This is a genomic window from Xenorhabdus griffiniae, assembly GCF_037265215.1.
Taxonomy (GTDB): domain Bacteria; phylum Pseudomonadota; class Gammaproteobacteria; order Enterobacterales; family Enterobacteriaceae; genus Xenorhabdus; species Xenorhabdus griffiniae.
In genome coordinates this window covers 1049705-1071863 of sequence record NZ_CP147737.1, presented here as the reverse complement: position 1 = coordinate 1071863, position 22159 = coordinate 1049705, and the positions used below count along the sequence as shown (strand labels likewise).

21 protein-coding genes and 1 tRNA gene are annotated in these 22159 nt (G+C 37.9%); 15 read left to right on the top strand and 7 right to left on the bottom strand.

The window, feature by feature from the left end; translation table 11 throughout:
- The first annotated feature begins 617 nt into the window (after positions 1-617).
- The 6 genes from WDV75_RS04740 to WDV75_RS04715 all read left to right on the top strand — a co-directional run bounded on the left by WDV75_RS04740 (position 618) and on the right by WDV75_RS04715 (position 7135).
- Positions 618-767: a hypothetical protein gene (locus WDV75_RS04740; RefSeq protein ID WP_273558118.1), complete on the top strand. Its 150-nt coding sequence runs from the start codon at positions 618-620 to the stop codon at positions 765-767.
- A gap of 232 nt (positions 768-999) precedes the next feature.
- Entirely contained in the window at positions 1000-2178 is a 1179-nt protein-coding gene (xyeB, locus tag WDV75_RS04735; RefSeq protein WP_273558117.1) for a cyclophane-forming radical SAM/SPASM peptide maturase XyeB, read from the top strand.
- A 194-nt stretch (positions 2179-2372) separates the two neighbouring features.
- Entirely contained in the window at positions 2373-3554 is a 1182-nt protein-coding gene (locus WDV75_RS04730; protein ID WP_273558116.1) for an HlyD family secretion protein, read from the top strand.
- A gap of 16 nt (positions 3555-3570) precedes the next feature.
- Positions 3571-5706 (top strand): peptidase domain-containing ABC transporter, encoded by a 2136-nt coding sequence (locus tag WDV75_RS04725; RefSeq protein ID WP_273558115.1) that lies wholly within the window; start codon positions 3571-3573, stop codon positions 5704-5706.
- Between the two features lie 260 nt (positions 5707-5966).
- On the top strand, positions 5967-6116 hold the full coding sequence (locus WDV75_RS04720) for a hypothetical protein (RefSeq protein ID WP_273558114.1): 150 nt from the start codon (positions 5967-5969) through the stop codon (positions 6114-6116).
- 173 nt (positions 6117-6289) lie between these two features.
- Positions 6290-7135: an aspartyl protease family protein gene (locus WDV75_RS04715; RefSeq protein ID WP_273558113.1), complete on the top strand. Its 846-nt coding sequence runs from the start codon at positions 6290-6292 to the stop codon at positions 7133-7135.
- Between the two features lie 210 nt (positions 7136-7345).
- Here WDV75_RS04715 and WDV75_RS04710 read toward each other — a convergent pair whose 3' ends face one another.
- The 3 genes from WDV75_RS04710 to ccdA are packed head-to-tail and all read right to left on the bottom strand — an operon-like array spanning position 7346 to position 8285.
- Positions 7346-7699 carry a hypothetical protein gene (locus WDV75_RS04710; RefSeq protein WP_273558112.1) on the bottom strand — a complete coding sequence of 118 codons (354 nt, stop codon included), beginning with the start codon at positions 7697-7699 and terminating at the stop codon, positions 7346-7348.
- 58 nt (positions 7700-7757) lie between these two features.
- Entirely contained in the window at positions 7758-8066 is a 309-nt protein-coding gene (gene ccdB / locus WDV75_RS04705; protein WP_273558111.1) for a type II toxin-antitoxin system toxin CcdB, read from the bottom strand.
- On the bottom strand, positions 8067-8285 hold the full coding sequence (gene ccdA / locus WDV75_RS04700; protein WP_273558110.1) for a type II toxin-antitoxin system antitoxin CcdA: 219 nt from the start codon (positions 8283-8285) through the stop codon (positions 8067-8069).
- 1010 nt (positions 8286-9295) lie between these two features.
- Between ccdA and WDV75_RS04695 the strand changes: the two genes are divergently transcribed.
- The 9 genes from WDV75_RS04695 (at position 9296) to WDV75_RS04655 (ending at position 17795) form a co-directional block, all read left to right on the top strand.
- Positions 9296-10219 (top strand): integrase domain-containing protein, encoded by a 924-nt coding sequence (locus WDV75_RS04695; protein ID WP_273558109.1) that lies wholly within the window; start codon positions 9296-9298, stop codon positions 10217-10219.
- Positions 10216-10815: a GDSL-type esterase/lipase family protein gene (locus tag WDV75_RS04690; protein ID WP_273558108.1), complete on the top strand. Its 600-nt coding sequence runs from the start codon at positions 10216-10218 to the stop codon at positions 10813-10815. The genes WDV75_RS04695 and WDV75_RS04690 overlap by 4 nt, the downstream gene beginning before the upstream one ends.
- A gap of 446 nt (positions 10816-11261) precedes the next feature.
- Complete coding sequence (locus WDV75_RS04685) at positions 11262-11492, top strand: hypothetical protein (protein WP_273558107.1); 231 nt, start codon at positions 11262-11264, stop codon at positions 11490-11492.
- 83 nt (positions 11493-11575) lie between these two features.
- Positions 11576-11947, top strand: coding sequence for a hypothetical protein (locus tag WDV75_RS04680; protein ID WP_273558106.1), 372 nt, complete (start codon positions 11576-11578; stop codon positions 11945-11947).
- An 87-nt stretch (positions 11948-12034) separates the two neighbouring features.
- Entirely contained in the window at positions 12035-12997 is a 963-nt protein-coding gene (locus tag WDV75_RS04675; RefSeq protein WP_273558105.1) for an ArdC family protein, read from the top strand.
- Positions 12998-13011: 14 nt separating this feature from the next.
- The gene (locus tag WDV75_RS04670) at positions 13012-13209 is read left to right on the top strand and encodes a hypothetical protein (protein WP_273558104.1); all 198 of its coding nucleotides are present in this window, start codon (positions 13012-13014) and stop codon (positions 13207-13209) included.
- Between the two features lie 155 nt (positions 13210-13364).
- Positions 13365-14831, top strand: coding sequence for a UvrD-helicase domain-containing protein (locus WDV75_RS04665; protein WP_273558103.1), 1467 nt, complete (start codon positions 13365-13367; stop codon positions 14829-14831).
- Between the two features lie 165 nt (positions 14832-14996).
- Positions 14997-16685: a TraI domain-containing protein gene (locus WDV75_RS04660; protein ID WP_273558102.1), complete on the top strand. Its 1689-nt coding sequence runs from the start codon at positions 14997-14999 to the stop codon at positions 16683-16685.
- 45 nt (positions 16686-16730) lie between these two features.
- The gene (locus WDV75_RS04655; RefSeq protein WP_273558101.1) at positions 16731-17795 is read left to right on the top strand and encodes a tyrosine-type recombinase/integrase; all 1065 of its coding nucleotides are present in this window, start codon (positions 16731-16733) and stop codon (positions 17793-17795) included.
- Positions 17796-18013: 218 nt separating this feature from the next.
- On the opposite strand, the gene WDV75_RS04650 is transcribed toward WDV75_RS04655, so the two are convergent.
- The 4 genes from WDV75_RS04650 to WDV75_RS04635 form a co-directional block, all read right to left on the bottom strand.
- Positions 18014-18089: transfer RNA gene (locus tag WDV75_RS04650), tRNA-Phe, on the bottom strand.
- Positions 18090-18218: 129 nt separating this feature from the next.
- Positions 18219-18791 (bottom strand): division control transcriptional repressor DicD, encoded by a 573-nt coding sequence (dicD, locus tag WDV75_RS04645; protein ID WP_273558100.1) that lies wholly within the window; start codon positions 18789-18791, stop codon positions 18219-18221.
- An 18-nt stretch (positions 18792-18809) separates the two neighbouring features.
- Entirely contained in the window at positions 18810-20582 is a 1773-nt protein-coding gene (locus WDV75_RS04640; protein ID WP_273558099.1) for a protein-disulfide reductase DsbD, read from the bottom strand.
- Between the two features lie 147 nt (positions 20583-20729).
- On the bottom strand, positions 20730-22031 hold the full coding sequence (locus tag WDV75_RS04635; protein WP_273558098.1) for an anaerobic C4-dicarboxylate transporter: 1302 nt from the start codon (positions 22029-22031) through the stop codon (positions 20730-20732).
- Positions 22032-22159: the final 128 nt, after the last annotated feature.

Below are 22159 nucleotides of genomic sequence, written 5' to 3'. Positions count from 1 at the left end.
ATATGTCACACAGGTATATATTATGTGATATATGGTTTAGGGGCAACAAAACAACCAGCTTTTCCGTTGAGAAAGTAAAATCTGTGAATGAACGCCAAAGTAGAGATCAACCAGATATTCCGGTTACCCAAAAAATGTAAGAAGCATTTTATGTGGTGTGCGGCCAATAGCCGCACAGTTTTAACTGCTCATGAAGTTCTGAGTTTGGGTAGTGATCGGATAGCTGTGATAACCGCTAACAATAAATTGGAATCATTACCAAAAATTAAAAATAACTAAAGAACACTTAAAATTTAAGTATATAAAAACAACACAATATTATTTCTTAAAAAACAATCACCAATAAAATACTATATTTAATACATTTAATTTATAATTAAAAACTTAATAGTTCCAATTGAATTATATGAATTAGCTTATATTTCACATGTGTTATTCCTGTTGTTTTTTTGTAAAAAAATTGTTGACTTTGATTTTTGGTAATATACATTAGATAATGCTGATTACGGATAAATTTTAACAAAATATTTCTGTAGATCAGCGAAATAAAATGGAATTAAAGTTATATTAAATTCCATTTTTATCTTCTCTTACTCAACCTTTTTTAGGATATTAATATGAAAGAATTACAAAAAGTGATTCAAGAAAATTCTACAAACCTGAAAAATCAGAAAGGTCAAAAAGCGTCTGAATTACTTGATTTTGTTCGTGGTGGCGCATCTACTGCTGAAACATGGTTCAAACTTGATTGGAAAAAGAGCTTTTGATTCTTAACTGAAGACCACCTTATGTGGAGGTGGTCAGCAATGTTTTGACTCTGCCTTTTATTAGCCTTTAGATTTGAAATTATCAGAATTGGTAGAGATTTATTTTTAGGTATTTTATTAGTACGTCCTTTTGGGGTGAAATTAATTCCGCCTTCATAGAAGGCGGATCTTTACGTCAACGTGTGGTCGATGACAACATGTTTTTACCAACTTACTTGATGGCTTGCTAAATATGAATAAAATAAATCACTTAGAAGTAATTCTCAAAATAAGCGAGCGCTGTAATCTAAACTGTTCATATTGTTATGTGTTTAATATGGGAAGTGATATTGCACTAAACAGTGCTCCAGTTATTTCCCACAACACTATAATAGGGTTGAAAGGTTTTTTAGAAAGGGTTGCTGAAGATGTTAACCCAGACGTAATACAGATTGATTTGCATGGCGGTGAACCATTGATGCTCAAGAAAGAGCGTTTAATTTACCTATGTGAAACGCTCAATTCTGGAGATTACAAGAATGCAGAGTTGCGCTTTGCATTACAGACTAACGCAACCTTGATCAACAATGAATGGATTGCCATTTTTGAAAAGTTTAATATTTCTGTAAACATTTCCATCGATGGTCCGAAACACATAAACGACAAATACCGTCTCGATCACAAAGGGCGTAGCTCATATGAGGCAACCTTAAACGGATATAAAGCATTGTGTACAGCGGCGAAAGAAAGAAATATTCTTAACTATCCCTCCATACTTTCTGTTATTGATCCCGAAGCCAGTGGTAAAGAACTTTTTGACCACTTTTATCATGATATGCAGTGTAAAAGATTTGATTTTCTATTACCTGACAGCAATTACGAAAATACAACCAACACAGAAGGAGTTAAACGTTTTCTTATTGATGTCTGTGATGCTTGGTTTGAACAAAGTGATCCTAATTGTGATGTAAGAATTTTATCCAGTTACTTCACTAGACTGGCTGGATCATCGAAATACATAGTATTGGGAGTGACGCCGCCGACTGAAGGATTTGAAGCTTTAGCCATAACGGTTACGTCTACTGGTGACATCTACATTGATGATACTTTGCGCTCAACGGTTTCAGAGATATTTACACCAATAGGTAACATTGCAGATGCAACTTATGCTCAGATAGTAAACAGTCAACCCATGCGCGAATTTCACAAAATTGAATCCTCTTTACCTGTGGATTGCCAAGGATGTATCTGGCAAAAAATTTGTGCAGGCGGAAAACCTGTAAACAGGTATTCGCGAGATAATGCCTTTAATAATAAAACGATTTATTGCGATACAATGGCGGCATTACTCGGACGGGGGGCTGCTTACCTTGTGGAACTTGGCCTGAGTGAAAATGAACTCGCAAAAAACATCGGAATTGCTGAATTATGAATAAAGTTCTGAGTGTATGTGTGGCTCAGGATCTTACGATAATTTCAGTTGAAGCAATAAACCTCGCCGATTGTTCACCTTTAGTCTGTAACCTCTTCGCAATCAATATCAACGGTAAAGAGGTTAACAGGCTTGTAATCGATATTGAAGTAACCGATTGTTAATTAATTACTAATAACAGTTAAGGATTTCTGGTGAACGGATTATTTCGCAAAGAAGCTATTTTTCATCGTAAAAACACATGGATTGGTAGGCATACCCTTAATATCCCTCAATCAACAACTTTCCCCCTTATTCTAAGTGCTGCGACTAGCGTAATGCTGCTTTCCTGCCTCATTTGGGGATCTTACGGGATTAATGTAGAAGCTCCTGGAAGAATAATTTTTAATCCTAATGCATCTTCTCTCGTTTCTCCGATGGATGGTATAGCGGAGAGTTTGGGAGTCATTGACGGTCAACAGGTTAACGTAGGCCAGGAAATCATGGTAGTTTCGCATGAGATAAAGACTGAATCAGGGTTGATCTCTCAAAGGGAACGTGCTGCGCTGACAGAAAAAAAACAATTACTTACTGAAAAATTAGTATTATTTGAGAAGGAGAAAAAAAGCGCTCTTATCAAAATACCTACCGCTATAGCTAATAAAAAAAACGAGTTGGAGCAACTGCATGAACTACTTTTGATTAATCGAAACGCTTTTGCCGCATCACAGAAGAAATACAACTCATTTGTAAAATACAGCAAAAAAGGGATCATTTCTGAAATGATGATTCATGAATCCCTGCAGGAAATCTTACGGGCTGATGAAAAGATGCAAAACACTTTAGTTAATATCACCAAAACGCAGGCTGATATCATCGCTCTTGAAACTGAAATGGATATAAAAACTCATAAATTAGAAGAAAAAACAAACGATGTATATCAAGAAATTACTCAAATTTCTCAATCCCTAGCACACTTGGATGTCGTTGAACGAATAAAAATCACTAGTCCCATAAATGGAAGAGTGGCTGGGGTAGATAAGATGATTGGGGATAATGTAACGCGCGGAGATGTTTTGGCCGTAGTTATACCTAGTGACGCGATGCCTGTTGTCCGACTCCAGGTAGGTGCTGAATCAGCAGGTGAAATAAAAATTGGACAGAAGGTGAAATTACGCGTATCGGCTTATCCGTGGAGAAGATACGGAAAATTTACTGCTACAGTTGCCTCAATATCAGAGGCTGCAATTAGGCGGGAGGATGACATGTACTTTACTGTAATAGCCATTCCTGAAGAGCGTTCGAGTTTACCGTTAAAACAGGGAATGCAGGTTGATGCCTCAATCTTAACAGGTGAAAAACGTCTTTATAGATGGCTGCTTAGAATGGTTGATTAAATTTATGGATAAATATGTGAAAGATTTTTTTTCAACGTTTTCTGTCGGGAAATCTCTTCCGGTAATCATTCAGTCTGAAGTTTCAGAATGTGGACTTGCTTGTATCGCTATGATCGCAAGTTATTATGGTTTCAATACTGATCTGCTTTCTATGCGGAAACTTTTTGATGTTTCAAAACATGGCATGAGCCTTAAAGAAATAGTGACCGTAGGTGAAAAAGTGGGGTTGTCATCTTGTCCCGTAAAAGTAGAACTGGAAGAACTGAATTCACTTTCGTTGCCTTGTATCCTGCATTGGTCTTTTAATCATTTTGTGGTGCTTAAAAAACTGTCCCGAAAAGGCGCAATTATTCATGATCCAGCTGTTGGCGAACGCAGTATAAAGCTTTCTGAACTATCGGATTGCTTCACTGGTATAGCACTTGAAATGAAACCCAGTGCTACGTTTGAGCGAAAAAAAGTATCTTCAGCACTTTCTATCAGAGATATGCTGGCAGGGATAGAAGGTAAAGGTGCTGTGATAGCACGACTCATAGCAATATCAGCGACTATAGAACTTGTTACGCTGCTTATCCCCGCTTCTTCACAGTTCATTATAGATAACATTCTTAGCACGAGTAATATGTTTGCCCTTAATGTTATCTCAGCCGCTGTTGTTGCCTTGCTTTTTATGCGAATGCTGCTGACATGGCTTCGCGACTGGATTATTACCGCAGCTAAATATTCTATTGGATTAAGTTGGTCTGAAGGATTTTTGAAAAAACTAATCAGTCTGCCTGTTACCTACTTTGGAAAGCGCCAGTTAGGTGATGTTGTATCTCGCCTACAATCCCTAAACCAAATTCAGGAGGCATTTACTGCGCGTATGGTAAATGCGATTCTTGATGCTGTGGTTACAATTGCATTATTAGTAGTCATGAGTAGTTATAGCGTAGCGCTTTGCGCTAGTGTAGTTTTTCTGGCACTGCTCTATGCTCTTATTAAATGGTATTGTTTTGGGATGTACAGAATCGCACTGGCTGAATCTATCAGTAAAACTGCCGCTCAAAGTTCACATTTTATAGAAACCGTTCGCGGTATTTCAGCGATCAAAATTCTGTGTCTGAGCACTAACAGAAAAATAAAATGGTTGAACCTCTCAACTGAAAACATTGCTGCAAATATAAAGCGTTTTCGAATTGATCTTGTTTTTCGGCTAATTAGCGCGTTTGTCACAGGATTGTCAGCATGTTTGGTTGTCTATATTGGTGCACAGTTGACTGAAAATGGTTTTTTTACTGTTGGTGTTCTGTTTGCTTTCATGGTGTACGCTGATATGTTCATCCAAAGGACGATTAATTTTTGTGATGCTGTTTATGAATTTAAAATGCTTTCAATGCATACAAACCGCCTTAGCGATGTAGTCCTTACCGAAAGCGAAAACATGCACTTTGATGCCTCTCAAAATTTACCTGTGGAATTTAACGGGGAAGTAGAAATATCATCTTTGTCTTTTGCTTACTCAGCTAATGAACCTTATATTTTTGAGAGACTATCTTTTGTTGTTGAATCAGGAGAAAGTGTTGCGTTTGTAGGTCCATCAGGCTGTGGTAAATCCACATTGCTGCATGTTCTTGCTTCACTGCTTGAACCGACTGAAGGGATTATAAAAATTAACGGTGTTCCTATATCTAGCATTGGCCTTGAGGCTTATCGTAAGCATGTTTCCTATGTTTTACAGGATGATTTTTTGTTTACCGGATCATTACAGGAAAATATTACCGGTTTTGCCGAAAGGCCAGACATTGAACTTATGCATGAATGTGCCAGGATGGCCGCTATTCATGATGGAATAGAAATGATGCCAGATGGCTATAATTCTAGAGTTGGGGATATGGGGAGCGTGTTATCAGGAGGACAGAAACAACGAGTCTCCATTGCACGGGCGCTTTATAGAAGACCTAAAATTCTCATATTGGATGAATCCACATCTGCTCTGGATATCGAAAACGAGCGGAAAATAAACGAAGCCATTAAGGCCATGAAAATAACGCGTCTTTTTGCAGCTCATCGACCAGATGCTATCGCTGTGGCCGACAAAGTTTTTGATATGGTTAACGGTGTATTTACAACCCCTCACGAGTATTTGCAATCACTGAAACACATTGATTGATGACCTTGTAGTTATAATTTTGAACGTTAATAATATTAATTATATTATGCTAATATGTTTATATTTTACAAATGTTACATGTTTGTTTTTTATGTGAAAATTATGTTGATCTTAATCTGAAATAATATATATTAAACAATGTGGCTTACAGATGGATTTTAATAAATTAATTCTTGTAGGCTAACAAAATAAAACACAAATTAGGTTATGGTAAATTCCGTTATTATCTTCTTTGTTTCAATCTTTTTAAGGATCTTAATATGAAAGAACTACAGAAAGTGATTCAAGAAAATTCTGCAAACCTGAAAAACCAGAAGGGTCAAAAAGCATCTGAACTACTTGATGCTGTTCGTGGTGGTTCGTCTGATGATGATGGTCTATTTTTTAAAACTACATGGGATAGGCGATAAGAGTACGTGATATAATTGTGTGGTCATTGACCACACAATTCTTATCAACTGTCTTTTTCGATTATTATGTGAATGCAAGAACGGATTTGTAATCTAAGCTGTTCATTGCTATGTTTTAAAGTAGGGGGGAGTTGGAATTAAATATTATCCACTGTTCTTAATGGGTTTTTAATATGAATAAAAATTTGCATACATACCTGTTGTTGTGCCTTATTATCATTCCAGTTGAAGCAGTAAAAGCAGATATAACTGCACCAATTGCTTACCTTGAACATATAACTCCTTCTGTTTCGCTCAATATCAATGGGAAAGAGATTAAAAGACTTTCAATTGATACGGGGGCGTCTGGTGCTTTTTATCTCCCTCGATCTATCTTTGATTCGATTTTTCCAAAGCGGAATTATCACACAATAACCGTGCAAAATTCTGTTGATGTTTTTGGAGTTGATAAATCTACTGTAGTGGCAAGGACAGCCAATATGACTGTTAATGGTGAACACCTTTCAGATGTTGAAGTTGAACTCTTTAAACCATGGGGGAACGGCATGTTTGATAATAAGGGAAAACTTATCATCGATGGCGTGTTGGGGCTGGGTGTTGCCAAAAACAAAACGCTGGTTATTAACTACGCATCAAAGATGCTGACGATAACCGACCATCTTAAAGCTCTTCCCTATGGCTATCGTTGGCAATCTATTCCATTTACTCGCACAAGGAATGGAATAGAAATTAGTGTATTATCTTCTGAAGGTAAGAAGATAAACCGCATGGTTATTGATACTGGTGCAAGTCATACGGTGCTTTTTACTCGTTCAAAGGATGGGTGTGCTAATTTATCACAGACCTGCCCAAAGCAAACTATTATAACACCTGATGGAATTAAGCTATCTGCGGCTATCTATCAAATTCCAGATGAACGGATAGATTTTGATGGCCTGTTAGGTGATGATTTTCTTTCAAACAGAATTCTTATCATATCAAATGACCGCGTGTTAATTAGCTTACCTAATAACAGCTAAAATACGTCGATTTCTTTCAAAAAACCAAAACAGCGTTACAGCGTTCGACAACCTATATTAGGATGGAAACAATCTCCACTTTCCACCTGAGAGTTAATTTTAGAACCCCCGTAACGCTCGCCGCAGTCTTTAGCTGAGGCGTACCGCAGCAGAGCGAGGAACGAACAGCTAAAAGCGAGGAAGCGGAATTTCGTTAATTCTAAATAATTATCACCGATCACTCTGATCAATACTCCCATCAGGGTAATGGTATCCGTCTAAATCGTAATGCCCATGTTTTAAAGGCTCTACACTAGGTGTTTTAGATAAAACTAATATTATAATAAAGAAAATTGACACTGTAATTATAGTGATAATAGTACTTAAGATAAGTGCTGTTATGGCTAAGGCACTTGCTACAAATACTGGAATATGACCAATCCATGCAGGAACATTATTTTTCTTCGCTTTACTAACGCACGTCTTATCCCAGCTTTTCAATTTATTAAAACAGCATTTCCAGATACACGCTGCTTTTATCCCCCAAAATTCTCCTCGAGATTTCACCTTTAGATCTTTTTGCATATAACCCCCTTATTCTATAATAAGTAGACAGTATCACCCAGTATGCAAGAACGATTATTTAAATTCCCCAAAATAAGAGATTAAGCGCATCCTTGATATCTGACGACCATTGAGTCACATCAGAAATTTTCTCTCCAATTACGTTTTCTGAGACACTCGAAAGCTCCGTTGTTAAAAGTTGATAATCTTTATGCTCTATTTGTACTATGGGAAATAAATGGCGGTTTACCTTGTTTGAAAAATGATATGCTTCAACTAAGGGAATAACCATGCGTCTTCCTGGTGTTTCAATGATGTCGCTTTGTACATCAACAAGCAGGCTGTATTTGCTTTCTTTTCGTTTATATTGATAAACAATAAATTGCATTTACCAGTTCTTATTTTCATCAGCAAATGAGCCATATTGCTCAATAAATTGAGCAACTTCTTCCATCCCTTTACGATTATTTGTCTTCCAATTTTCAGCTTTGATGCGTTGGGCCTCCTTCGCCATGGTTTCATTAACAAAACCTGAAATATTTATGCCAGCGGAGCTTAGAATTAGATAATTTTCTTTATCAACTGTTACGTTAACTCTATGTTTCATTACGCACCCAAAGTATACATTATAAATACATACTTGAAGTATGTATTTTGTGCAAAAAAAAGCAACCTGATTTTTGTGTGTGGTTTTCAATCATTGACGAGTATGAGCTACAAGTGTAAGATTTTCATCGCTGTAACGTTATCTTATGGTAACCAATCAATGTTCCAGCAATCTGAGAGGGACGCCTTTGGGTGATTGCAAATACTAATGTTCTAGTAGTCTGAGAGGAACGCTTTCGAGTGACTGCGCCATTTGCCGTACCTGAAAAGGCAGACAGTAAATACTCTGGGTAAACCCGTTTATTCTTTGAAAACGGGGATCGCTAAAGCGATTAAGAAATATTCAACTAAAGTTCGTCAAATGTAGATGAACCCCTTCAAACATGCTATTTGATGCAGAAAAACATTAAACATCTTTGTCGATGTAATGCGTCTTTTGTAAATACGTCGAGAGCTTTTGCGACCTTTACCAGCGTCGATATAACGGTATGCCATTTGGAACATTTGGCATTTTCGTTATCTTCGAGTAGCAGTATTGGAAGCAGAAAGATGAGCGGCGTCACTTGAGTAAAAGCGTAGCGATTACCAAGTGACGCCGCCAGGCGTAAAACTTCCAGACCGTATTACAACTAACGTTAAGACATCTTTTCAAACGGTTTTACCAAATGAAGACAAAAGTTGGTATGTTTCAAAACGTTGTAAGAGATCGTTTTAAATTTTTTACTAAGCGTCCAGAGCGCCCGTTTTACGAACGGTCGCTTAGGAAAATTTCAATTTTTAGTTTCGATTAAAGGAGATAAGTAGTCCAGATATTGAGGCGTTCATCCTGGTAGCAGGCTCTGAACGGGGAGCATTAAAGCGCAGTGCAGAGCACAGAGCGCGCTCCTGCAATAACTCAACATGATAGCGCCCTGCTACACAATATCTGACTGTCAGGATGACACACATAACCGATACGCAGGGAACGTCTGTAATGACGAAAAACTAACATTATTGCTATTGGAGGTTTTTATGGATAAAAAGACGTCACGATCAAAGGTAGAAATATTTAAGAAAGATTTTATTACTTGTGCCCGTAAAGCAGGAGGGAGTTTTGCCACGGTGGCCGATCGCACTCGAATAGCCAAACAATTTCTGAACTATTTGAATTCTTCGGGCATTAAATTACGTCAGTTAGATAGCCTGAAAATTAAATATATCGAAGGGTATATTGAAAACAGAAAATCTGAAAACATTAGCAATCGAACTTTACAAAATGAAATGTCAGCATTGCGTGGTATTCTTTCACAAGCAGGAAAACATAAATTAGCTGATCCAAATAATGAACGATTGAATAATCGTTCTCTTGGAATAGCAGGCGCAAGCCGTATGGGAACAAAAGAAGCATTATCTCCCGATGAATTTAAGAAAGCATTTAAAGAAGTAGAAAAAATTGATAAAGGTGTTGCTGCAACTTTACAATTGGCATATGTTTTAGGGCTGAGAACAAAAGAAGCTGTTCAAGCTTGTAAATCTATAAATACGTGGAAGCAATCTTTAAACAATGGACATCATTCTGTCAGAGTGGTCTTTGGCACAAAAGGCGGACGTCCTAGAGATACTACAATTTTAAATAATGAACAACTTAAAAATGCTATCAATTATGCTGAAAATGTGATGAAAGAACGTGATGGTAAATTAATTGATAAGCCTAATATTCATCAGGCGGTTGATCGTTATAGAAACATAGTTCGTTCAGCCGGATTAGTTGGTAAAAAAGCACCTCACAGTATGCGATATTATGTTGCTAAAGAACTCAGCGCACATTATCAGAAAGCAGGATTTAATAAAAAAGAAATTTTAGCACAGGTATCTATGGATTTAGGTCATGGTGATGGTAGAGGTAGATATATTAATCAAGTATATTACCAGAATGTAAATGGAGGTGACGAATGAATTTTATTCATTCAATGAAATTTTATTTCATTTTATTTTCCTTTTTTTCATTAAATGGATATTGTAAAGCTTTAATTTTAGGTGACTCTTTAACTTATGTTTATAGTGAATCATATAAATCTTTAATTAATAAAAATGCGGATGTTTTTTATCAAGTTGGCTCTGGGCTAAATAGGCATAGGTATGATTGGTTTTCTGCTATTGAACGTATTGATTTTGATAAATATGACCTCATTGTTATAAGCATTGGAACAAACGACTTCAATAAAGAAATAAACTCAATTGATTATTCTCGTTCTATTTTTGAACTGATTGGCAGGATTAGGAGTAAAAATTACGATATAAAAATTATCTGGATTTCTCCCCCATTTTTAAAAAACAAGGAACATGATTTTTTGTTAAAAAACACACGATATATTATTAAAAAATCTTTATTGCAATTAGGTGTTACGTATTTAGATATAACACAAAATGCTGTGTTGGGTGAAAAGTATACAGGTTTTTTAGATGGAAAAAAAATTAGAACAGATGATGGAATCCATATTACTAAGCATGGAGCAAATCTAGTGATGGAATATTTGAAGTTATCTTTATAATTTTATTTTTGCTATTGACAGGTAGCAATCTTAGTTAGAAAATAATGTTGTTCTTACATTGCCTTGTGCAATCTATTAATGCTCTAATAGCCTGAGAAGAGCGCTTTCGGGTGGCTATATAACTAATGTTTCGGTAGTCTGAGAGGAACGCCTTCGGGTGACTGCGCCATCTGCTATACCTGAAAAAGCAGACAGTAAATACTCTGGGTAAACTCGTTTATTCTTTGAAAACGGGGATCGCTAAGGCGATTAAGAAACTTTTCATAACAATAGCATTTTCAATTATTATTTTCACCCAATGGGGAAATTTTCCCCTGGGAAGATTTCTCTATTTTTATTTAATTATGGAGAAGTCTTATGAGTAAGAAGTTCTTACGTACACCTTATGAGCCAGGCGTTTCATTACGTTGGGATATTTACCATAGACAGTTTAGAGGGAATGCCTAATGGGAAATATACTTACGAAAGTATTCATCAATTGGTTGGAACCATGTGAAAATTGTGGATATCAAGGAGTGTATCTAACTGATGGCGATGATGATTTTCTCTGTGAAAATGATGATGCTATATGTACTCAGTGTGGACACCACGGAATAATCCAAGTTGAGGAAGGCTATTATCGCAATCATTATTTTGTTTCATGGGATGAACTACCAGTGAAGACTGAAGCTAATTAATAATAACTTAATTGACCAACCCCGCAGGGTACTTTCCTGCGGGAAAGTCCCTGTCTTTGTTTTTATTATATGAGGAATAAAAAATGGGACTTGATATTCACTTTTTTTCAGGTGAAAAACAGAAAGAACGTGTTGATTATGATACACAAGTGGGATATTTTCGAAAAATTAACTCGCTTTTTCGTTGGGTTAGTTACAATGTTCAAAGTGTCGATAATTGCAAAAGTATATTGATACCAAAACAAAAGTTAGAACAATTATCAGCAGATTTAAATAGACTGACAAAAGATAATTGCATGACAATATTCCCTACAGAAGATGGTTTTTTCTTTGGTTCAATTGAATATGATCAATATTATTGGTCGGATGTTGAAGAAGTAAAAAGCTGGGTTAGCAGTACACTGAAATCTTTTGATTTTGATAACCACGATCTATTTTTTTGGGCGTGGTGGTAAAATACTCTAATCTTACTTACTTTTCACCAGGCGGTGTACTCTCACCGCCTAGGGGGAGTACGCCTTTTTATCTTAGGAGTACTCCTTATGAAAGAGCAAAATGACGCAAAAAAGGACATCTATCAACAGGTGACTGATAGAATTATTAGTGCATTGGAAAAAGGCACGGCTCCGTGGAAAAGGCCCTGGCGTTCTGCGACTAAACAGTTTGGGGATATGTTACCTACCAATGCAATGACAGGGAACCATTACAATGGTGTGAATATATTATTGTTGTGGATGTCTGCGGAAGAAATGGGAGCTAATACCAACCGTTGGTTAACGTATCGTCAAGCTCAGCAGTTAGGGGGACAGGTTCGTAAAGGAGAGCGAGCTACTCTTACTGTAATATATAAACCGTATGAAACCCAGGCTAGGGATGAAAATAACGATTTATTGTTTGACAACGAAGGGCAGCCTCTGATGAAACGGTGTAGCATGTTGAAGGACAATTGGCTATTCAATGTCACTCAGTGTGATGGGTTGCCAGAACATCTATCACAAGAAGATGAGCAAGTATCGAAAAATAAACAAGAAACTCTTTCACCTAGAATCAGAAATGAAGTATTCACAATATTGGATGCTACTGGTGTAAAGATGACTTCAGCACCGCAAAATAGAGCCTACTATAGAACAATTGCTGATCGTATAGTAATGCCTCTTGTGGAGCAGTTTAGTACGGAAGCTGACTATTGGTCTACGCTGCTACATGAAATGGTACATAGCACCGGTCATACAAGCCGATTGAATCGTGAGGGAATAACAAGTAGAAATCGAAAATTTGGTGATCCTGTATATTCTTTTGAAGAATTGGTAGCTGAAATGGGAAGTGCTTTTCTCTGTGCTCAATTGGAAGTGCTCGGTGAAGTTAACCATGAAAGTTATATTGAACACTGGTTATCTATTTTAAAAAAGGATAAAAAAGCTCTTTTTAGAGCCTGTAAACAAGCCAGGGAAGCAAGTGAATATTTGTTAAATTTGCGGACATCTCATAATACAAAAGTAGCGTAGCATAGAGGGAATATATGCGATATGACATTATTCGCTTCAAATTGCTGGCGCATATGTTGTTAGTGCAACATGTTGGTATGACATTAAGTGATACAGTTTTAAATGATGATGAAACAGTAAAAAGTTTTATTAAACAAGGTCTGTCTCCCGCAGAAACTTTTAATAAGATAGGAATACCGATAGATATATCGAAAATATCAGTTTCTTATTAAAAAATAAAAATTCTTCTTCGAGATATTTTTACTGAACGCCTCTTCGGAGGCGTTTTTTTATCAATACGGAAAAAGAATTTTTACTGTACTTAAGTCCCCGCGTTTTTAATTATTACCGTAAATTAATGTGGCTATTTTAAATAGAGGCACTATTCATGCTTACACTGACGGATGAACAGAAAGCGGTGGTAGAATGGAATGGTTCAAAATTAGTAGTAAATGCATTTGCGGGAACAGGGAAAACATCTACATTAGTAAATTATGCGTTAGCTAATCCTAAAGTATCGATGCTCTACTTGGCTTTTAATCGTGCCGTAAGAGAAGAAGCAGAACGTAAGTTTCCTTTTAATGTTGAATGTAAAACCTCACACCAATTAGCCTGGTCAACCCAAGGTCGTCATTACAAGCATAGGCTGGTTAATCAACTACGTATTACAGATATTGCACGGGCTTTAAATACTCGTCATTGGTCATTAGTTCATCGGGTCCAAAGTACGTTAAATCGTTTTCTATCCAGTGCTGATGGAAAAATAAAATTAATTCATTGCCCAGATGAAGAGGCAGTAGAAGGCATCGACCCAATTAAAATAATTCAAAGATCAGAGCATGTTTGGAATTTGATGAAAAATTTGAATGATTCCTTTCCGATTACACATGATACTTATTTGAAGCTTTATCAATTATCACAACCTGATTTATCTCGCCATTATCAAACGATCTTGTTTGATGAAGCCCAAGATGCCAACCCCGTCACTCATGCAATTGTTTTGAATCAGCACACAAATGTAGTCTTGGTTGGTGATAAGCATCAACAAATTTACCGTTTTCGAGGAGCAGATAACGCTCTGGATGCGCCACAATTAGTCGGTGTTGATCGCTTATGGTTGACAAATAGCTTTCGTTTTGGCCCGCATGTTGCTGGGATAGCGAATGCATTACTTGCCTTGGATGGTGAAACTCGCCAAGTTATTGGGTTAGGAGAAGAAGATGAAGTTTTGTCACCACAACAATTTGATGTACCTCATAAAACAGTATTGAGTCGGACGGTGGCAGGTGTAATTGATATAGCACTAGGCGCAGCAAAAGAAAAAAGATCAGTATATTGGGTTGGAGGGATTGAAGCTTATCGAACTGAAGAGCTAGAAGATCTGTATTGGTTCTCGGTAGATATGCCACAAAAAGTACAACAGCCTCGTTTAATGCGGGACTACAAAAATTATGATGAATATTGCCGAATAGCCAGGGCCACGCAAGATGTTGAAATGATACAATCTATCAACCTGTTAGAACGATATTTTCCGTTACCCCAAAATTTAGAAATAATGCGTAAATTTGCGATAACTAATGAAAGTAACGCGAATATAACGGTTTCAACGGCACATAGAGCTAAGGGATTAGAATGGGAATTTGTTGAATTAAATAATGATTTCCCTGACTTATTTGATCCTAAATTAACAGAACTGTCTAGAAGAGATGAAATAAATTTACTTTATGTTGCTGCAACTCGCGCTCGTAAAAAACTTATGATTAACGATATTATTCAAAGCGTACTTGAGAACGGAAATAATTCAACAGAAGAAAATTTAGTTGATCAGAATGTATCTAATGTTTTACTGAAATAATCAGAAGACTTATGCAAAGATGTTTAAAAATCGAATAATAGTTTCGGTGTTTCGGGGGGAAACAAATCTAAAAGCGAGATATCCGTTACATCAGATGGTTATTTTTTACCTAAAAAATAATGGAAAGTGTGTTTAATGTTTTACTGAAATTACCGGAAGATTTATATGAAGATATTTAAAAAGTGGTTAGATCGTAATAGTAGTTTCGATGTTTCGGGGGGAAACAAATCTAAAAGCGAGATATCCGTTGCACCAGATGGTTATTTTCTGCCTAAAAAATCATGTGACTTGTTTAATACTACATTACGTAAGAATTGCTTACAGCAACTTTGGGAAAATGCTTCTCTATCAAAAGCACAATATCAAGAATTTTTTTTATTCCCTCTTCAGCATTGCGCGGAACGAATTCAGAACTTGCCAGCGTTTAATCGGGGAATTTTTGCTCTGGAAGGAGGGCTGCTTGACCTTACATTGCTTACCATGGTCTATTCAATCAGACTATCAAAAAAAAAATTGTTGCCAACCGGAGCATTACCGGAAGAACAATCCAGTCAAAGCAGCGCTTGGAACGCGGTAGTCTTTTATGCATCAATGTTTCATTGGTTACCGTTGATGGGACAATTTGATGGAGAGTATATAGATCAAACGTGCTGGATGCCTGGAATAGTGACACCAAATAAAGCCTACCGATTTAGATCCAAGCCTAATAGTTCAAATTTAGAGGAATTACGTTCTGTCTCAGGTGCATTAATGAGCTATACACTGTTACCAGAAAAAGTTATTTACTGGTTGAGTGAAACTCCTGTGGCACTACAAGCTTTAATGCACTGTATGGTAGGAAAATGGGAAGGTGGAAGAGATGTTAGTAATTTGATAGATGAAGCTGTAAATAAGTTACCAAATATTAGTGAAGACTTCCTAAGATTAAAGGAGGATCCAAATGATGTTATAGGAAAAAATATTAATAATTCTGTTTTAGAACCAACTGAAAATATTAGCATTATACCTCCAACCCAATCTGCAATATACACACAGAGTGATGCAAAAGAAATTCAAGAAGAAACGCAGAGTTTAGATATAGTGTCACTAAAAAGTGCATTTAGTGAAACTACGTCCCAAAAAGAGGAACTATCAGAAACTGCTTTTGTAGTGAACACAAAAGAAGCTATTAGTGATGATTTAAAAACAGCAATGTCGCTTTTAGACATAAAAGAAGAAGAAGTAGCACAAAAAGAGCAAGACAACTGTGTTGATAGTTCACCATTAAATAGTTTGAAAAATCAACATGTTGAGCATGAATTACTCAATGGTGGAAGTAAAATTAGAAATAATTCACTTGCTGAAAATAAATCAGTTGAAATTATAGAAGAAAATGTGTTTCTTAAAAGGAGAGAGGAAAAGGACACAGAGGAAGCACACATAAGGATGGACGGACAAGAACAAGGAAAAAATGAACCATTGAAGGTCAAATTTTGGCAATGGCTTAAACAAGGGTTGCAGGCTGAAAAAATTGAGTACAACACTGCTAGCGCAAAAGTACATTGCGTTGCAGGGTTTGTATTTTTACAAACCCCAGCAATCTTTTTTCTTTTTTTGCGCCAACACCCAGAATTAGAAATCGATCATAAGCAATTATTATCTGCATTCGAGTCATTGAATGTGCATAGAGTCGAAAAGAAGGGAAACAAAAGAAAACGCCATTACACATGCAAAATATATCCAGTTCCTGTTACAGAGGAAGTGTGTAAAAATAATAAATTTTTACGTGCTAGCGGATATTTAGTGAAGATGAGTTTGATTTTTTCTAAATTCACCCCTTCAGACAGTCTCTTCGTCGATTTTTCCTCAGAATGATACTAAGAAAATTATTGAACAAAAAAGAATATGGAAGTATTCCTTATGAAAAAACAAATGTCTTTAAAGCAAGAAAAAGATGATCCTATTTGGTATGAGCTATTGGATGAGTATTTTTACTCAAAGGTTCTGCGCCCAGATACAGAAAAAACGTATCGTAAGGTGGTTAGACTATTTCTTAAGTATTTAAGGGGAATAGAAAATATACAAATAAACACAGAAGAAGTAACTCATAAACATGTTTTGCGTTGGCGTAGGCATGAGTTAAATATTAGAGGTGTGGCAGAAAGAACTTGGAATACAAAAGCTAGACATATGCAAGTGCTATATAGCTTTTGGATAAAAAAAGGTTTGTTATCTGAAACAAGTAAAGATAACCCGTTTTTTGATAGCCAGGTTGAACCAGGGATAAAAAGGAAGAAAGTTTTTACAGAAGCACAGCTTCGTACTATGTATCGTGTTTTTGAAAGGTTTACGCAACTAGAGAAGGAATTATCAGCACAGCAAGCTACTTATCGCTGTTGTGCATTATACCCGACACGATTTTGGATTGTTGTAATGGAAACATTTAGATTAACGGGTATACGTTTAAACCAATTAGTTCATATTCGGATCAAAGATATTGATTTTGAAGAAAATGCCATTTTCTTACGGAGCGAAAGTAGTAAAAACCATTGTGAGCACCAAGTAGCTTTATTAAGCCCACTGAAACCACTATTGCAAAATTTGTTAAATGAAATGGTATTAAGAGGAGCTACTCCTAATGACATATTTTTCAATGTACATCGGTTATCAGATAGAGAAGTAGATAGAGCAAAAATGATTGATAGCCAACCTGTGAAATCATTCTTTCGGCGTTTTTCTACGGAATGTGGTTTTCCAGTTAGCCCACACCGCTTTCGTCATACGTTAGCAACCACATTAATGCGTAGCCCTGACCGTAATATGCATTTGACAAAGAATGTGTTGGGGCATCGAAGTTTGTCTTCTACGATGGAATATATAGGCCAAGATATTCATAACACTCTTCACATGCTAGAGAATGAGCTATCTACCTACCTAGGCATGGGGTTAGGTGGGGAACATAAACGCTTGACTGTGATGAGATAGGCAGAAAAATTAAAAAAAATTTACATAGAGTTGACGAATAGTCCAACTCTATGTATAAAAATAGACGAGAAGAGGATTGCATGATGCAACATGCATTCCTCTTTGAAACTTACATTCAACCATGCGTTCAACTACCAACTAAGCATGATTGAAATCCAGTTTCCAGAAGTTTTACTGCTCGTTGAGTTTCTCACTTTCAACGTTCAGGTTAGGAAATTTGGTGCCCGGAGGCGGAATCGAACCACCGACACGGGGATTTTCAATCCCCTGCTCTACCGACTGAGCTATCCGGGCTAACGGGGCGCATTAAACCGTATTCAGCCCAATCCGTCAAACACTTTCTGCAAAAAAACGATAAAAATTGATTGGTTGCCTTATTTTTATACCAATTCAGTGTGGTTATTCAGCTAATGCCGTTTTTTATTAACTTAACGCCCCATTTTTTCGGCATTTTGCGATGGTTAGAATATCTTGAGCCAGAATTTTCGCAGTGATCACATCTTCAAAATCTCTTTTCACTAATAGCTTACTCAGACACCCCTCAAGGATAAGTTCCATCTGTTGAGCGACTTGCTTGCTGTCGTCAATATCAAGTTGTTGTAATAATTCTTCCGTGTAATGGAAAGAGTTCTGTTTTTGTAATTCTGCTAATTGGTGGATTGGATGGTTGGCGTCAGGAAATGCGCTGCAAGCAGCAATAAACAGGCAGCCAGGATAACGCTGTTCTTGTACTTTTTCTTTGAGAGCGTCGTAGCGTGCCAGTAATTTTTGCTCAGGGCTTAGGCCTTCATCCAATAGAGTTTGGCGCTGCCAGATTTCAATTTGCTGGCTGTGATGGCGCAGGCAGTCGTAGAGTAAGGCTTCACGATCAGGCCAAAAATGTTTTATATGGTTGATATCAATATCGATAGAGGCTAAAAGCGTCTCTAGTGTCGCTGACAGGCCATGTTGCTCTAATAAGTTCAGGACATGGCTAAGCACATATTCACGTTGCACGGTGGCTCTCCTTCCAGATTATTTTTGTTGTCGATGTTGTAATTGCTGTACATGCTGATTAAAACGCTGAGCATCCATGAATCCATTGATTCGCTCATCGGTTAGCTCTGTTCCCTTATCGAAAAATAAGATAGTGGGGAGTCCCAGCACTTGCAGTTTTTGCAACAATTCTTTTTGTTTTGGGGTGTTATCCGTGACATCTGCCTGTAACAAGAGGAATTGGCTTAATTGTGCCTGTACTTTTGGATCACTGAAAGTATATTTTTCAAACTCCTTGCAGGCGACACACCAGTTAGCATAGAGATCCAACATAATCGGTCTATGATGATTTTCCGCCAAAATTTGACTTAACTCTTGCCAATCAGAGACTTGTTGAAACTGTAAAGTAACTTTTTGTTGTTCTGCTGCAGGACTTCCCCATACCCAATCTTGTAAAGGGCGTGAAGCAATGAGTGCCAAAGCGAGTAAGATAACTTGTAAGGTCCGTACCCAGCCGTTTTTGCTGTTTAAGGTTAATGCGAATGCCCAACCAAGGAAAGAAACAGCCAATAGGCTCCACAATCTTATGCCCCATGTGTCACCCAGTACACGTTCCAGCAGGAAAACTGGCAGGGCCAATATGATAAATCCGAAGGCTTCTTTAACGTATTGCATCCACGGGCCGCTGCGTGGCAGGAGTTTGTGACCAAATAGTGTGACGGCGATAAGCGGTAAGCCCATTCCCAATGCGTAGAGGTACAATGTTAAGCCGCTGACTAACGTATTACCGCTTTGGGCGATATAAAGCAAAATGGCACTGAGTGGTGCGGTAGTGCAGGGAGAGGCGATTAAACCGGCTAAGGCTCCCATCACAAATACTCCAATGTAAGAGCCGCTTTGTTGCTGGTTGCTCCAATCCACGAGGCGAGTTTGGAGCGAAGAAGGAAGTTGTAATGTATATAGCCCAAACATTGATAAGGCGAGCAAAATAAACAGCACTGACAGCCCTACGAGAATGTAAGGATTTTGTAGGGCAGCCTGAAATTGCAAGCCAGCCGCCGCGACGATTAAGCCAAGTATTGTGTAAGTGAGCGCCATTCCCTGAACGTAACTCATGGCGAGCCAAAAGATCCGTTTCAGGCTTTCAGGACGTTTTTGGCCCAAAATAATGCTGGAAATCAGCGGATACATGGGCAGTATGCAGGGAGTAAAAGCAATACCAATGCCAATTAATAACGCCCAGAGTGGCGAAAATGGCACATCGTGGGACTCGGATGGTATATCTCCCTGTTGCAGAGGTGCTTGTAAGGAGTCTTCTTTATTTGTAGTTATGTTGGTGGGGGGCGTGGTTTTATTGCCTGATGGAGAAGCAGCAACGGCTTGCAATGGTACGCTTAAGGTTTCAGGCGGATAACAATAACCTGCTTCTGCACATCCTTGGTATGTAATCTGGAGAGAGCCGTTGTTGGTGGCAGACAGAATGGGAATATCAATCCGTGCCGATTGAAAATAGACTTCTGTCTTACCAAAAAACTCATCTTCATGATCGACGCCTTTGGCGTATGAAATTTCACCCAATGATACTTCTTGATTGGGAATGATATTGAACTGTTTTCGATAAAGGTAATAACCAGGTTGAATATCCCAGTTCAGCGTGAGTTTATTTCCTTGTTGCTGAAAATCGAACATGAATGCCTGATCAGCAGGAAGGTAGAGGCTTTTCCCTGGTTGTTCAAACAGTGCGCTAGCGTTGTTAGGTGACAGAGCGATACTGCTGAACAGTAGAAGCAACATAAGAATACGTTTCATCATAAGATAGTCTTTAGCCTGCCTGTATCGTGGGTTTGATTCCTAATATTAAGACAATGCAGAGTTTTTTACAGGAAAAGATGTGTCAGGAAGATTTCAGGGGCTGGCACGCCCCTGAAATAATAATGCCAAATAATCGAAATTGTGAAGCTACAAGATAATACCACCAAACAGAAAACCGAATGTGACGGCTATTACAACGGCAAGAGTACCCGGAATAAAGAATGGATGGTTGAAAACAAAACGTCCGATACGGGTGGTTCCGGTATCATCCATCTGTACGGCTGCAACCAGTGTCGGATAAGTTGGCAGGATAAACAAACCAGACACTGCGGAGAAAGAAGCGATCGCCGTTAATGGCGTAACATTCAGAGCCAGAGCCATTGGCATTAATGCCTTAGCTGTTGCTGCTTGTGAATAGAGTAATGCTGAACAGAAGAAGAAGATGACTGCCAGTAACCAGGGTTGGGCATGAATCAAACTACCCGCGGTTTCTTTGATCCAGTCTATGTTCGCTTGAACAAATGTATCGCCTAACCATGCAACTCCTAAGATACAGATACATGCGCTCATACCTGCTTTGAAAGTGCTTGAGTTCAGGATGGCATCAGTATCGACGGAGCAAATAATAGTGGTGAGCGTAGCGACACTGAGCATGATGATCAAAATCGCATTGGTGGTGTTCATTAGAGGTTTTGCAACCAGACCGACACTTGGACTATTAATAATCGCATAAATGACAACACCGACAACACCGAACAGGAACAACAGAACAGAGCATTTTGCTTTGGGTTTGATTTGAATCTGGCTGGCACCACGCATTTCTATCAAGCCATCTTCAAGACGTTTTTGGTAAACAGGATCATTCGACAATTTGGCATCAAACAGCCATGAAATAATGAATGACATAAGGATGATGGCACAAAATGTTGAAGGCAGTAATACCATTAACAGGTGGATATAGCTGATGCCTTGCCCTTCCATAATCGATGCCATGTAAACAACCGCCGCAGAAATAGGTGAAGCAGTGATCCCGATTTGAGCAGCGACAACGGCAGTAGAGAGTGGACGGCATGGTTTTATGCCTTGCTCTTTGGCAACTTCTGTAATAACAGGTAATGTTGCCAGTGAGATGTTCCCCGTACCTGCAAATAGCGTCAGAAAATAAGTGACGATAGGTGCCAGAACTGTGATGTATTTGGGATTCTTGCGCAGTAATTTTTCAGTTTGCTGAACGAGATAATCTAGTCCTCCCGCCACTTGCATGGCTGATATCGCAGCAATGACGGCCATGATAATTGAAATAACGTCAAATGGAATACTGCCTGGTTTAACACCGATGGCGGCGAGGACGAGAACACCAATCCCACCAGCAAAACCAATACCTATTCCCCCTAATCGTGCCCCCAAAAAAATGGCCAGCAGAACAATAACCAATTCTACGGCTAACATGTTAAATACTCCTTCATTTATTTAGTATTATGAAAATCTATGGTTAATAATTTGTGTTTGCAGAAAATTAAAAAGGCACGCTTCCGGTTGGAATAGCGTGCCTTAATAATTAAGACGAACTCGTTATT